Raw genomic sequence first — 13,720 nt, forward strand, 5'->3', positions numbered from 1 at the left:
CTGAAGGTAAGCTTGTATTCTGTCGTCCATTCACTAAAACGATGTAAACTGAATGACCGATTGTCCCGGCATAAGCGCCATGTATTTGATGAGCATGAGGTGAGCAACCAGAACAAGCAAAGAGCCCGCCAGCTTAAAAATAGTAATACCCGGATAGTATTTACGCATTTTTCCTCAGCTCTCCCGTCCCGTTCAATACCATCGACTTGATTTCCGCAATGGATATTTTGCCTGTCGGCGATAGCGGGAACATGGGCAGGAATACAATGTGACGCGGCAGCTTAAAGGCTGTCAAATACGGCGCCAAATCATTTTTTAACTTTTCGGAGGTTATGCTTGATCCTTGCTTGGCGACGATGCAGGCGCAAACCTGCTCTCCGTAAAGCTCATCCGGTATCCCAATCACGAGAGCCTCGTCCACATCCTTATGCCGCAGCAGCACATTTTCAATTTCTACTGGAGAAATCTTCTCGCCGCCGCGGCTAATCATTCGGTGCAGCCGCCCCGTAATCGTTAAATGGCTTCGATCGTCCAGAAAGCCGAGGTCTCCGGATTTGTACCAGCCATCAGCCGTGACTGATGTTTTGTCATAGATCTCATTGAAATAACGCATCACCCGATGGCTTCGAATCGCAATTTCGCCATGCTCATGAGGAGGTAGCGCTTGTCCCGTCTCGGGATGTAATATCCGCACCTCTACAACCTTATCGACCTTTCCCCCAATGCTGTAGACGGCTTTCTCAAATTCCTTGTAATGAATTAAGCCGCTCAAAAGATTCGTATGGCTAAGCAGCTTGTACAGCAATAGTAACAGCAAGCTGTTCTTACGATTAATAAAGCAGGTTCCATTTGCGACAGAGCCCGCTTCCGAAGAGCCGTAGCTGACCATAAAGAAATAAAGGTTCAAACTTTTCATGATTTTTTGCAAAATCGAATTGTTCACCGCCGCAGAAGTAAACGCAACGCCAAGCAATGATTTCAAATTATATTCACGTGCTTTCGCTTGCTCTTTTTTGAAGAAAATACGGAATCGTATTCCTATTCCAGCTGCTCTTATTCTTATTTTTCATCTACCTTAACCCCCGCATTTGCAAAATAAACGGTACTAGCCTTTAACAATGTTAAGTATTCTTCAAAAAGAACAAATTAGATAAAAAAATACATTCGTCACGATCGATAGCAGTTAATACACCTAATATAACACCTCGTTAGTTCTTAATAAAGAACATTTATTCAAGCGTAAACGGCTGATGTCATCCTTAGCGGCAAAAGCTCGTTTCGCGGTAAAGAATAAGCATAGTATAAGGTTGAAATTTATACTTTCTTATATTTCAAAAAAAATACGCCGCAGCAGCTTTTAACAAGCTTTTGCGGCGTATGCTGTATTATTTGCCCGAAACCGTGGCTGTTACGGGTTTAACAGCCGTTTTTTCTTTTCCAGATTTTGGATGCGATTCTTCTTCCCGCTTCGTCTTACCGATGAATAAGCTGAGCGGAAGCGCAACGACTGCAACCAAGGTAGCGACGACGTATACATCATTAACACTCATCGTAAATGACATGATTCCAATGTGAAGCTCATTGGTATCTCCTGCTTTCATTAAATCCGTTGCGTGTGTTATTGATCGCGATGCGAGCATCGTGGTGAAGATCGCGATGGCGAAAGAGCCGAATACGTTCCTCGTCCAGTTCGTAATGGCGGAAGCATGCCCCGAAAGCTCTGCTGGAATTTGTTCCATTGCCGCATTACTTGAAGGCATAACGACAAACGCGATCCCGATATTACGGACGATCATCCACCATATTACGTAAGAATGAGAAACATCAACGCTTAACCAGCTTAAAGCCAGCGTACCGATCGTGAGCAGGACGATTCCGCCAGACATGAGCCAGCGCGGTCCGATAATGCCGTAAAGCTTTCCTACAACGGGCATGAGCAGCGCCATGGCAAGCGAAGCCGGCAGCAAAACCATCCCCGTATCCATTGCCGAAACATGCTGGATTCTTTGAAGGAATACCGGCGTCAGCAAAGTGCCTGAATATAAGCTGATCGTAATAATATTTGAAATGACCGCATTCAAGGTGAAGCGTTTGTTCTTAAACACTTTCAGGTTAAGCAAAGGCGTTTCTGTCGTAAGCTCGCGCCAAATGAATAGAAGCAAAGCAATCACCCCGATGACGAACAAGGAAACGATCTTCCAAGATCCCCAGCCCCAGTTATGGCCTTGGCCAAGCGCAAGAAGCAAGGATGAGCTGCTTATAATTACCGTCAAGAATCCGAGTCCATCGAAGCTTTTTGGGATATTCATCCGATAATAAGGAATGTAGGCATACACGAATCCTATTGCAATCAGTCCGATTGGAATATTCATAAGGAACAGCCACTGCCAATTCATGTTTTCCAGTATCCAGCCGCTGATGGTAGGGCCAAAAGCTGGTGCCAGCATGGCGGACAAGCCCCAGAAGGCAACAGCCATCGCCTGCCGCTCTCTTGGAATGATTTGATAAATAATCGACATCGTAGCCGGAATGATCAAACCGCTGAATGCGCCTTGCAGTACACGGAACAAAATGAGCGAGCCTTCGCTCCATGCCGTTGCGCACAATATCGATGCCAGCGTGAAGCCTATCAAAGAAAACAGATAAAGGCGTCTGTAGCTGAACCTCTCGCCTAAATAACCAGCAACGGGTGCCGTTGTCCCCATCGCAAGCATAAAGCCCGTTAAGGTCCACTGGACCGAGCCCAGCGTCGTATTAAAATGATCCGTCAAAATTTCGAGCGCCAAGTTAATCGTAGCTGACGCCAATACGCATAAAAACGATCCGATAAAAATAGCAACCATTATAGGCCAGAAACGCACCTTTTGAACTTCTGCTTGATTCATTTGATTCTCCCACACCCTTTGAAATTACTTTACAGCTTAACTATTATATTTTAGTTCTAAACTATTTTCAATGGTATGGGAAGTCTTTTTCTCACGTCTTCAAATGAAAGCGCAGCTATTCTTCTACACCGCTCAAAGGCAACCGCGCAGTTGCCCAGCTTATGTCATCGCAAGGCGTCATCCAGAGGAAAATTGCGATAGAGGATAATGCAGGCAGCGATGATATTTTGGAATACTGCAAATCCAAAATGCTCTACTTTGTCTCTCCATCCGAAGTGATGGATGAGGTGATGAAGGAGAAGCCTCCGCATGTAAAGGAGCAATTGGAACAGGAGCTGCTGCTTGGCTTCAGCTTCTCCAAGCTGAACAGCTTCTTGGAGGATTGGCATAAGGATGGGAAATCGTTCACCTACAGCAATGACGGCAGGGGCTTCAATAAGCTTGCCAAGGATGCCATTAAATATCATTTGAACAAACATTACAATTGGCGCAGTATCGGTACAGCCGAGTATATGACAGGCGATGCTACCGGACTCGCGATGGTTCCGTTAGTCGATCCCAGCCTCACGGTCAAGGTGCTCACGGGAGACCAGAGAAAAGCTCCCTCACACCCCGAAAAAGCCGAAAACTTTCTAAAAGACCCTCCTACCCAGACAGAGAAAAACAAACGGATTCAGGGACCTTCATTTCTAAAGAACCGTGAGCAGCTCCCTGAATACTTTGATGCAGCGCAAAAAGCCGGAGGGATCGCATTCAGCTCCACCGACGAAAACCGCGAATACCAGGGCACCTCGGACCGTTATTCAACCGTCTATAACGAGCATACGCCTGGCGCTGTAAAACCATGGAACAAAGAGACCTACGAGGCGACGAGAGTGATTGGCGACGCCTTGCATGATCCCGAGAAAACACAGGTGCTGCGGGAACAAATTCAGCTCGGAAGCTCCGAGGGGGATCAAGCGTTACAGCTGAAAATCGAGGAATACAAAAGAGTAAAGCTTGACCCTGTATTGAACAACAAAAAATGCCTCATTCTATGGGGACGCAACAGCGGACAGAAAGGCGGTGCGCATAAAGAGCTGGACTCGCACCAGCTTATGGTTATGCAGCTAGCCGCTAAGCTGAAGGCATCCTTTCCTGACCGCCAGCTCGTTTTTGTCGGTGACGAGGTCATATCCAAAGAAGAGCTCGGTGCCCGGAACGAAGTCGTTTATCTCGGCGAGTTCTGGAAGCCGCAAAACTCCGGCGAGGAGTACGCCCCTTCTCTCCGCGACCGCAATGCACAGCGCTATTTGTTCCAGCTGCTGCATCAAGAAAACAGCGCCGTATCCATCGGTATGCGGAGCGGAAGCTTGGAAGGAATGGCTCTGCTCGGCCTGAATGTCATTTATATTGATGATAAAGACAATAACGCAGCGGGACGAATGGAGTTTTGGGCAGGAGATGCTGCAGATGAACGGGCAGCCGCTCTCTCGGAGCATGATGATGATTTTGAAGAACAGGCTGCATGGGAGAAGTCAAAGGAAGGGCCTTTGCCGAACTACAAACGTATCTCTACGGTGCAAAAGCTGGGCTTTGAGATCGATAAGCGGCTTGCCCTTTTGCAAAAAGGAATAATATTCTATAGAAACCTATTGGTTGAAAAACATCATAACGATACGCCAGTTTGCTCGGCTGAAGGTTCGAGTATCGGCATAAGCAAGACAGCTGCTATCTTAGGAAAAAAAGCATATGCCGACACGTTTTTCGCAAATAAAATGACGGATAAGCCTGCTCTCATCACGGCTTTCCTCAAAGAGTACGAAACTTTGTACAATAAGCTTTATAAAGTAAATTACAAAGAAAAGGCCCCAGGCACGACTACATTTAAAATAGCAAATATTAATGCACTGCTCACCGCTTCAGAGCTGCTGGTCAATCACAACCAGCTGCAAACGAATGAAAAGGATCAAGTCGCTTTTCTCGTTAATTATTTAAGCCCTTAATCAAAAAACAAACAAGCCTCGGTAAGAGAGTTCCGAGGCTTGTTCCTATTACTTCTTCGCGCCGCGCGAGATTTGTTTTCCCCACACCGCAGTGCCCTGCTCGTTCAAACCCGTGAAGACAAGCGTAGGCTTATTGAGCTCCCAGTCCCATGCAGGCAGCAGAAGTGCCGTTTCCTTAGCGATAACGGCTCCATCAGCATCATGCCAAAACAAGGTTATCGTATGGTCACCGTCAAACTCCCAATAATCTTTTTCCTCGCCGCTTCCGATCTTTCCGTTCTTCAGCAGCGTTAACGGCTCCGAGTCAACTTGGCCGTCGATCAGCTTCTCGTGAACGATTTGTTCCCATTCGCCCGCGATGCTTCCCTTCGGAATCTTCTGCACCGTTTCGCCATCATATCTTTCAGGAGAAACGACGGGCCAGCCATCTTGTGTCCATAACATTTTCCTTACATGAAGATACATCCAGTTGGAATCCTGTTCCGGTCTTGCATGATGAACCAAATAGTAGTCGTTCCCGTCCTGCAGGACGGAATTATGACCTGGAGACATCCAGCCCTCTCCCTCTGAAAAACGGTACCCGCCGATCAGCTTGTTCCCAATCTCAAACTGGGCCTCGTACTTGTCATCAAGCATATTGCGGCCGTTTGCGTCCAAATAAGGACCGGTAATGGAATCCGACCGCCCAACGCGTACATTATAATCCGAGGATAAGGAGTCATAGGAAACGAATAAGTAATATTTCTTTTGCTCCGGATTATAGACCACGTAAGGGCCTTCAACCGCGCCTTGTTCCATGGCTTGACTGCGCTTGGCAATTTTTGTACCGTAGCCGGATTCCGCCAGCTTGCCTGTCTTCTCATCCAGCGGCGATACATAAATCCCGCCGAAGAATGAACCGAATACGAACCAAGGCTTGCCATCCGCATCCGTCACAATATTAGGATCGATGGCATTTGGCTCGTCTGCTCCGGAGGTTTTGACAACCTCGCCCTGATCGGTCCAAGGACCTTCAGGAGATGAGCTTGTCGCTACGCCGATATAGGAGGTGTTAGAGCCGAACGTAGATGCCGAATAATACAAATAATAGGTATCGCCGAGCTTCTCAATCTCGGGAGCCCATAGATTCGTTGCGCCAGTCCATTCCTTCGCTTCTGCAGGAATGCCGTCAAACGCATAACCTACCCAATCCCAGCTGATCAAATCCTTCGATTTGCGCACCATAATGCCCGGCGTACTGCTTCCTCCGACCTTCACGTCCGTGGAATAGATATAATAAGTGTCCCCGTCCTTCAAAATAGATGGGTCATGCACGTTGCTAATGTTCCAGTTTTTCTCATTATGGATATTGGCCGTATCGTACATCGGATAAGCCGGCGGCGCAGAAGGCTCTTTCACCGCCGTTTCCTGCTCCGAGCAGCCGGCGAGGAGAACGGCCGCCATTAGACTTATCGCTGCGAATTTCTGTAAGCCGGATCTAGTCGGTCTCATATGCGCATTAGCCCTCTCTGCTAGCCCTTCACGCCTGAAATAGCGACAGACTCGATAATTTGCTTTTGGAATACTAGGAAGATGATAAGCATTGGCAGCAATGCCACGAAGGATGCAGCCATAATTAACGGATAATCAGTTTGAATCGCATAAGTCGCATTAAAGTTTGCGATAACGAGTTGGAGCGTTTGCTTCTCCGGCGAGTTCAAATAAATAATCGGCGCCAAATAATCGTTCCAGATCCCCATAAACCAAAGGATGACCTGTGCGGCGACCGCTGGACGAATTAAAGGGAAGACGATTTTTGTGAAAATGCCGAAGTAAGAGGCACCGTCGATTTTCGCTGCTTCAATAATGGCCCCAGGCACGCTGGTTAAATATTGGCGCAGGAAGAAAATCATCATAATATTACCGAACAAGCCCGGTACGATCAGCGGCTTTAATGTGTCTACCCAGCCAAACTCAGAGAACATGATAAACTGAGGTATCATAATGGCCGGGTATGGAATCATTAAGGAGGATAGCAAAAGCATGAAAATTTTGTTTTTGTGATTGAAACGAAGCTTAGCAAACGAGTAAGCAGCTAGGCTTGAGGTAAATGTGCCGATAATCGTCACGCATAACGTGATCAGCAAGCTGTTCTGAATACCGCTGAGCAAAGGTCCCTTTTCCCAAATTTCCACGTATTTAATGAAGTCGAATTTCTCAGGTATCCAAACAGGCGGCAAAGCGAATACTTCCGCCTTCGTTTTAAACGATGTGGATACTGTCCAAGCAAGCGGAGCAATCATGAATACAGCGCCGATACTGATTAGGATAAAGATCAATACATCTGATAGTTTGAATTTTTTGGCCGATAGCATAGTCAGGCTCACTCCTTCCCTCTGTTGTCGTTATTCCAGGTCCTTCGACGACTTTTCATTCATCTTAAATTGAACGAGCGTGATAACGAAGATGAATATACCAAGCAGCATCGCCATTGCGGAGGCATAACCCATTTGCAGGTTGCCGAACGCTTTTTGCCAAACATAGAATACGACAGAGGCAGAGCTGTACTCCGGACCGCCCGTTGAAGTCATAATATTGATTTCCGTGAAAATTTGCGCACCGCCGATCACCTTTGTTACGACAATGAAGAAGGTAACCGGTTTAACCATTGGGAACGTGATGTGCTTGAAGATTTGAAACGCATTTGCCCCGTCAAGCTGTGCGGCTTCATAATAGTCTTTCGGAACGCTTTGCAGCGCTGCCAAATAAAGAAGCATCGAGTATCCAAGGTTTTTCCATACCATCATTATAATGAGTGCCGGTTTCACCGTATATTTATCAGTTAACCAGTTAGGGCCCTCAATACCAAATAGAGCAAGAAACTGATTCACTAAACCATAGTCGCCGTTATAAGCCCATTGCCACAAAATCGAAATCGCCGCGAGCGAGGATATAACCGGGATGTAGTAAACGACGCGAAACGTTGTTGTACCTAACATTTTCCGGTTCAAGCCTAGAGCAAGCAGCAGAGCTAATACAATCTCAATTGGTATACCGATCATCATGAATAGCGTATTGAAGCTGGCTTTATGAAATTGTTCATCCATAAATATTTCTTTGAAGTTAGCAAAACCGATAAAATCCATGCGGCCTAGGCCGTCCCAATCAGTGAAGGAACCATAAAATGAGTATAAAAGCGGATACAACGTAAACAAGAGAAATCCAAGTACGGGAGCAAGTACAAATAAATACCCGTAATAGCTTTCTTTGCGATAGAGATTCGACTTGGTTTTCATCTTCCACCCCTGATTCACCCGGCATAAGAGTGATGCTAGCTCTACGAGAGAACTAACATCACTGCTTGCGGGTTAAAAATGATTAGCTTTTATTATTTCTTTGATTTGGCTTCTTGTTCGATCGCTTTATCAAGCAAGCTTTGCATTTTTGGCTGTTGCGATTTCACGTAATCCGCTGCCGTAACTTTACCGTCAAGCACCGGCTGAACGTCTGTGAAGAACAATTGGTACCATTCTGCATTGTAAGTCAATGTGTTAGGCATTGGTTTACCGTAATCTTGAACGATATCAAGGAATTCTTTCTTGTTCGCTGGTTTCGTTTCCGAATTAGCAGCCCAAGTTTGAGCCATGTCGATCAGGTTAGGAATTTGAACCTTTGCATCAACCAGTTGTTGTTGGCCTTCTGGCGACGCTGTCAAGTAAGTCACCAGCTTAGCTGCAAGCTCAGGGCTCTTCGAAGTGTTAGATACGCCGATTCCGAGCGATCCAACGAAAGTAGCCGATTTGCCTGTAGAACCAGCAGGGTAAGGAATCAGATCATAATCGAAAGGCAATGTTTCGTAAGTCGCTAGATCCCAAGGGCCTACAGGGAAGAATGCAAGCTCGCCTTTCATCCAGCGCTGGTAAGTATCAAGTGTTGCCGCATCTTCAATAGAAGGAGTAATTTTGTAAACATTTTGCATGTCAGCGAAGTATTGCAATGCTTCAGCAAACTTAGGATCGTCGATGGTTACTTTTGTGTTTGTTTCATCAAGCCAGTCAGCACCGTTGCTCCATACGAAAGCTTGCAATGCCCAGTTTACGTTAAAGCCTGTACCGTATTGGTCGATTTTACCGTCACCGTTATTATCTTTCGTCAGCTGTTGGTTAACTTTGATGAATTCATCCCATGTGTAAGGCTTGTCTTTATCCGGCAACGGAATGCCAGCAGCCTCAAACATCGCTTTGTTGTAACCAAGTGCGAAAGGACCTACGTCTTTCGGCAAGCCGTAAATGCTGCCTTGGCCTACGGTTTCACCGTCGTAACGGTAACTGTCAACGCCGTATTTCCAGATGTTATCGAATTTCACATCAGACACGTATTCTGTGATATCTTTAAGTACGCCGCCATTTGCATACGCTCTCAGATCGCCCGGGTCAAAATAAAATACGTCTGGAACGCTTTTTCCTGTAATAGCAGCTTTCAATTTTGTTGCGTATTGATCGCCTGTTGTTGTAATGATTTTAACTTTAACGCCAGGGTTGTCGGCTTCGAATTTCTTAACGGTTGCCTCATAAGCTTTTTGCTCTTCAGGTCCGCCTCTAAACATGAATGAAATTTGTTTGGATTCTGTTTTTTCGCCTGTGCTGCCTGTGTTACCAGAATTGCCTGCGTTGTCTTTGCCACCGCATGCGGATAATACTACGACTAACGACATCATGACTGCGAACACTGAGAATAAACTTTTTTTCTTTGCCAACTTGAACCCCTCCTAAATGTACTACGTACTGCGTTCACAAAAATCATTAATTAGCTTCAAATACATCAAGTAAGCATATTTGTTAAATAATTAATACTTTTGTTAAACTCATAATAATGCAAAGCGCTTTCATTGTCAATACATGTCGAATGGATATTTGAAAACGTTATCCACATCTGGTTTTTCAGCGTAAAACAGCTTTTCCGCTCTCTTTTCATCAATTAATTGATTATTCACTGAAAAAACCAGATGTCATTAACATAACAACGAACTATTAACTTGCTATTCAACAGCCACCGCTGCGTCTGCAACAGGGATACCGAAATCCGGCGTACCGTCAGCATGCCAGCCAAATACCTGCGCACGAGTATGACGATTCGGATCATAAAGAGGATCTCCCTCAATTTCTTTGTAATTACGGGCATGATATACAATAATATCTTGTTCTCCGTCCGGGCTTACTGTAAAGCTGTTATGGCCAGGTCCATATTGGCCGGTTGTTTCATTGGTTTGGAATACGGGCTCCGCTGTTTTGGTCCAAGAAGCCGGATCCAGCAAATCGCTTGTATCATCAGCTGTGAGCAGGCCCATACAATAATTATAGTCCGTAGCGCTCGCCGAGAAGCTAATGAAAATTTTCCCGTTTCGTTTCAACACGGCAGCACCCTCGTTAACGAGGAAACCTATCTTCTCCCAATCGTATTCAGGGGTTGCAATCATAACCTGCTTACCGCTTATGGTCCATGGGTTGCTCATTTGCGCGATATACAAATTCGAATTGCCAGTTATGGCAGGGTCCTGCTGCGCCCATACCAGATACTGAACACCTTTATGCTCAAATGACGTAGCATCAAGTGAGAACGACTCCCAGTTTGCTATAATTTGCCCTTTTTCCGTCCAATTACCCTCAAGCGGGTTCGCAGATTCATTCTCAAGTACGAACATCCGATGATCAAATAATCCATCTACCGTTTCGGTCGTTCTTGCCGCTGCAAAATAGATATACCATTTACCTCCGACAAAATGGATCTCCGGCGCCCAAATGTTTGCGCTCATTGGACCCGTATCGTATTTTCTCCAGACTACGACCGGCTCCGCCGAGCCGAGCTCTCCGATTGTCTTTGCTCTTCTTACTTCAAGGCGGTCATACTCAGGCACGGAGGCTGTAAAATAATAATAGCCGTCTGTGTGCTTGTAGACCCACGGGTCTGCCCGCTGCGGAATAACCGGATTCGAGAATTGCTGTGTTGTCGCTACTTGTTTGCTTATCATGTGATAAAACCCCTTTATGATTGACTTATTATGCTTCTAAATTTCTGATTTGCTTGCCCCATAATGAAATTCCGTTTTCCGTTAATCCGGTGAATACGAGTGCTGCTCTTTCATTCTCCCAATCCCATGCAGGCTTGATTGATCCTCTGCAGGACCAAAGCTTTCCTGATTCCCCACCGCCAAACCGATGATCGGAAAGCCGAAGTTCCATCATTTCTTGATCGGCGACGCGCCATGATTGCCCTTCCTTTGGTCCGCTTATGCTTCCGTCTAGGAAAAGCGAAAGCGGGATGGCATCCACTATTGCATCTGCATCCGGATCATGAACTATCCACTCCCAATCCCCAGGGATCTCCGATGGGGAAACGATACGGAGCGGCTCTCCCGCATATCTCTCCGGAGATACAAGCGGCCAGCCTTCCTCCGTCCAGCTTATTTCGCGTACATGCAGATGGAAGCAGCTTTTTTTCATTTCCTCACGGGCATGATGCACCATATAGTAAACGCCATTGTCCTGAAGAACAGAGTTATGGCCTGGAGCCAGCCAGCCTGCGCCGGAGCTGAATCGATAGCCTCCCATCAATTTCACGCCGATTCGAGACGGTTCAGCATGCTGCGTATCCGTCATCGACTGACCCAAATAATCGGTATAAGGACCGGTTATCGTTCGAGACCGCGCCACTCGCACATTGTAATTGGTAAAGAGCGAATCATATGAGACAAATAGATAGTAATAATCAAATTGCGGATGATAAACGATATAAGGGCCCTCTATTGCGCCGTCCCTTACGTTTCGATCGCGGCGGGCTAATAACGTTCCCGTTTCGCCGGCAAGCGGTTTTCCTGTCTGCTGATCAAGCTCTAGGATGTAAATGCCCCCGAAAAAAGAGCCATAGGCCATCCACAAACGTCCATCTTTATCAAAAAGCACATTAGGATCAATTGCGTTAACCTCGAGATCATCACCTTCTGCTGTCTTGATGACCTCTCCTAAGTCTGTCCACGGGCCTTCTGGACTTAACGCCGAAGCGACGCCGATAAAGGATTGTCGTGTTCCAAACCGAGAAGTGCAATAATAAAGCAAATAGGTATCGTTAATCTTAATGACATCAGGTGCCCATAGCCCATCGGCTCCTGTCCATTCCTTTGCTTGCTTCGGCACTCCGTCAAACGCATGGCCGATCCATTCCCAATCAATCAAATCCTTTGATCGTCTAACTTGTACGCCTCCGCGAAAAGGCGGCCTTTCCTCTTCCCGATACATCGCGTCTGTAGAAAACGAGTAGTAGCAGTCCTCGTCTTTGAATATGCCAGGATCATGCGTATTCAACGTTTTCCAAGTCGTCTCATCCTCAAAGGTTCTCGGATCAAACAGTCGCTGCTCAGGCGGTTTTCTCGGATGTTTCATTTCATTTCCTCCACGAGTTGTTAAAAGCTTTTCTCAAAATCATTGAATAGTTTATATATTTATTCATTAATTCATGTTAAAGTGAATTTTATCAACTGACCGCTACTGCTGTCAATTGATAAATTTATTAATGATTATATTAACATCGTAAAGAACTAAGGGGGATCTATGTCAAACAAAGTCAATCAGCACAGCAACAATGCTAACAAGAAGCGATTCAAGTGGCAGCTCTCGCTCCGAAGTAAGCTGGTAATCACTTTTGCGGTTATTCTATTGGGACCAGCTTTACTTATTAGCTCACTCTCCTACCAGACATCCAAAAAAGAGGTGTCCAAGCAGGTAATCAACGGGGCGGAACAAAACGTGCAGCTCCTAAGCTCGGTCATTACGCAGTACACCACCGCTGAATCTGCCAATACCGACTACTTAGCTTCGCTCATTAATGAAACCGTATACACGGGCACATCGCAAACGCTGCAAAGCAAAATATTAGATCCGTTTTACCGTACGCATCCGATGATATCCAACTTGGAATTCGGCGGAAAATCGGGCTATTACCGCAATGTGAATGGAACGCCTTGGGCGCAGAAAGGAAACCATCTCACACAGGAATGGTATCTCTCTGCCATGGAAAACTCAGGCACGATCGTGTCGGCACCTTATGTATCTGCTGTAACCGGTGAATTCGTCATCGGTATTTCGAAAGCGGTATCAGATGGAAGCGGAGTCATTCGATCCGAGGTGAAAATTGAAGAGTTGACCGGACTGGCTGATGCCGTTCAAATCGGCGAAGCTGGGAACGCCCTTATTTTGGACAATGACCATAAAGCAGTTTATCATCCATTGCTTACGGAAGGAGAGCGTGCTGAAGGAAGCTGGGTCGATCAAATGTTCGAGGCTGACAGCGGAAAATTCAATTATTCGCTCGGCGGTAAAGACAAAATGATGACATATACGACGAACACGATGACAGGCTGGAGGATCAGCGGAACGCTGTACACGAGTGAGTTCACTGAGTAAACAGGGCTGTCCCATTATCCATTACACTGGATGAACGGAGCAGCCCTTTTGTATGCGGTTATAAAATTACGGCTCGGAATTCATACCCTAAGTATAAATAATTGCCGCTGAAAATAAAAAAACATTGTTCATAATGAACAATGGCTTCGGTTGAAAGTATGGTGGAGGCTGACGGGATCGAACCGCCGACCCTCTGCTTGTAAGGCAGATGCTCTCCCAGCTGAGCTAAGCCTCCGCGAAAACAATAAAACCCACGGGCTGTGGGGTTGTTTCTAAGCACATGTGAAGCATTTGCGCCCTGAAAACTGGATACGAAAGTTAGGTTTGCTGAAACCTTTTTAGCTGCTGTCTGCCGGATGTATGGGTCCGGGGCAAACTTAAGCGTATGCTTACGATGTAAGTTTGCTTCTCAAAC

General features: G+C 46.1%; 11 protein-coding genes and 1 tRNA gene. 2 read left to right on the plus strand and 10 right to left on the minus strand.

All coding sequences use genetic code 11. The annotated features are described in order from the left end of the window. Positions 1-33: 33 nt before the first annotated feature. From RCO25_RS31510 to RCO25_RS31520, 3 genes are all read right to left on the minus strand, one after another. The gene (locus tag RCO25_RS31510; protein ID WP_309000031.1) at positions 34-168 is read right to left on the minus strand and encodes a hypothetical protein; all 135 of its coding nucleotides are present in this window, start codon (positions 166-168) and stop codon (positions 34-36) included. Next, positions 161-1,063, minus strand: coding sequence for an ANL family adenylate-forming protein (locus tag RCO25_RS31515; RefSeq protein ID WP_309000039.1), 903 nt, complete (start codon positions 1,061-1,063; stop codon positions 161-163). Before RCO25_RS31515 ends, RCO25_RS31510 begins: the two co-directional genes overlap by 8 nt. A gap of 322 nt (positions 1,064-1,385) precedes the next feature. Continuing rightward, positions 1,386-2,885, minus strand: coding sequence for a DHA2 family efflux MFS transporter permease subunit (locus RCO25_RS31520; RefSeq protein WP_309000032.1), 1,500 nt, complete (start codon positions 2,883-2,885; stop codon positions 1,386-1,388). A gap of 161 nt (positions 2,886-3,046) precedes the next feature. Between RCO25_RS31520 and RCO25_RS31525 the strand changes: the two genes are divergently transcribed. Then, positions 3,047-4,870 carry a hypothetical protein gene (locus tag RCO25_RS31525; protein WP_309000033.1) on the plus strand — a complete coding sequence of 608 codons (1,824 nt, stop codon included), beginning with the start codon at positions 3,047-3,049 and terminating at the stop codon, positions 4,868-4,870. A 48-nt stretch (positions 4,871-4,918) separates the two neighbouring features. Here the strand turns inward: RCO25_RS31525 and RCO25_RS31530 are convergent, their stop codons facing one another. The 6 genes from RCO25_RS31530 to RCO25_RS31555 all read right to left on the minus strand — a co-directional run bounded on the left by RCO25_RS31530 (position 4,919) and on the right by RCO25_RS31555 (position 12,285). Beyond that, the gene (locus RCO25_RS31530) at positions 4,919-6,313 is read right to left on the minus strand and encodes an arabinan endo-1,5-alpha-L-arabinosidase (protein ID WP_309000040.1); all 1,395 of its coding nucleotides are present in this window, start codon (positions 6,311-6,313) and stop codon (positions 4,919-4,921) included. Between the two features lie 68 nt (positions 6,314-6,381). Then, positions 6,382-7,224, minus strand: coding sequence for a carbohydrate ABC transporter permease (locus tag RCO25_RS31535; protein WP_309000034.1), 843 nt, complete (start codon positions 7,222-7,224; stop codon positions 6,382-6,384). A gap of 30 nt (positions 7,225-7,254) precedes the next feature. Further along, positions 7,255-8,145, minus strand: a complete 891-nt coding sequence (locus tag RCO25_RS31540) for a carbohydrate ABC transporter permease (protein ID WP_309000035.1) — start codon at positions 8,143-8,145, stop codon at positions 7,255-7,257. Positions 8,146-8,237: 92 nt separating this feature from the next. After that, entirely contained in the window at positions 8,238-9,605 is a 1,368-nt protein-coding gene (locus RCO25_RS31545; protein ID WP_374992199.1) for an ABC transporter substrate-binding protein, read from the minus strand. 282 nt (positions 9,606-9,887) lie between these two features. Then, positions 9,888-10,877 carry a glycoside hydrolase family 43 protein gene (locus RCO25_RS31550; RefSeq protein ID WP_309000036.1) on the minus strand — a complete coding sequence of 330 codons (990 nt, stop codon included), beginning with the start codon at positions 10,875-10,877 and terminating at the stop codon, positions 9,888-9,890. A gap of 28 nt (positions 10,878-10,905) precedes the next feature. Next, positions 10,906-12,285 (minus strand): arabinan endo-1,5-alpha-L-arabinosidase, encoded by a 1,380-nt coding sequence (locus RCO25_RS31555; protein ID WP_309000037.1) that lies wholly within the window; start codon positions 12,283-12,285, stop codon positions 10,906-10,908. A gap of 168 nt (positions 12,286-12,453) precedes the next feature. Between RCO25_RS31555 and RCO25_RS31560 the strand changes: the two genes are divergently transcribed. Beyond that, a complete protein-coding gene (locus RCO25_RS31560) occupies positions 12,454-13,305 on the plus strand; it encodes a cache domain-containing protein (RefSeq protein ID WP_309000038.1) in 852 nt (283 codons plus the stop codon). Positions 13,306-13,464: 159 nt separating this feature from the next. Here RCO25_RS31560 and RCO25_RS31565 read toward each other — a convergent pair. Further along, positions 13,465-13,540 (minus strand) — tRNA-Val (locus tag RCO25_RS31565). Between the last annotated feature and the right edge of the window lie 180 nt (positions 13,541-13,720).

This window comes from Paenibacillus sp. LHD-38, assembly GCF_031157315.1.
In the GTDB taxonomy this organism is placed as follows: Bacteria; Bacillota; Bacilli; order Paenibacillales; family Paenibacillaceae; genus Pristimantibacillus.

Excerpts from the sequence above, each read along its gene's own strand:
- RCO25_RS31520 (WP_309000032.1), bottom strand. The coding sequence starts at position 2,885 with ATGAATCAAGCAGAAGTTCAAAAGGTGCGTTTCTGGCCTATAATGGTT.
- RCO25_RS31540 (WP_309000035.1), bottom strand. The coding sequence starts at position 8,145 with ATGAAAACCAAGTCGAATCTCTATCGCAAAGAAAGCTATTACGGGTAT.
- RCO25_RS31555 (WP_309000037.1), bottom strand. The coding sequence starts at position 12,285 with ATGAAACATCCGAGAAAACCGCCTGAGCAGCGACTGTTTGATCCGAGA.
- RCO25_RS31560 (WP_309000038.1), top strand. The coding sequence starts at position 12,454 with ATGTCAAACAAAGTCAATCAGCACAGCAACAATGCTAACAAGAAGCGA.
- RCO25_RS31510 (WP_309000031.1), bottom strand. The coding sequence starts at position 168 with ATGCGTAAATACTATCCGGGTATTACTATTTTTAAGCTGGCGGGCTCT.
- RCO25_RS31525 (WP_309000033.1), top strand. The coding sequence starts at position 3,047 with ATGTCATCGCAAGGCGTCATCCAGAGGAAAATTGCGATAGAGGATAAT.
- RCO25_RS31535 (WP_309000034.1), bottom strand. The coding sequence starts at position 7,224 with ATGCTATCGGCCAAAAAATTCAAACTATCAGATGTATTGATCTTTATC.
- RCO25_RS31530 (WP_309000040.1), bottom strand. The coding sequence starts at position 6,313 with ATGGCGGCCGTTCTCCTCGCCGGCTGCTCGGAGCAGGAAACGGCGGTG.
- RCO25_RS31550 (WP_309000036.1), bottom strand. The coding sequence starts at position 10,877 with ATGATAAGCAAACAAGTAGCGACAACACAGCAATTCTCGAATCCGGTT.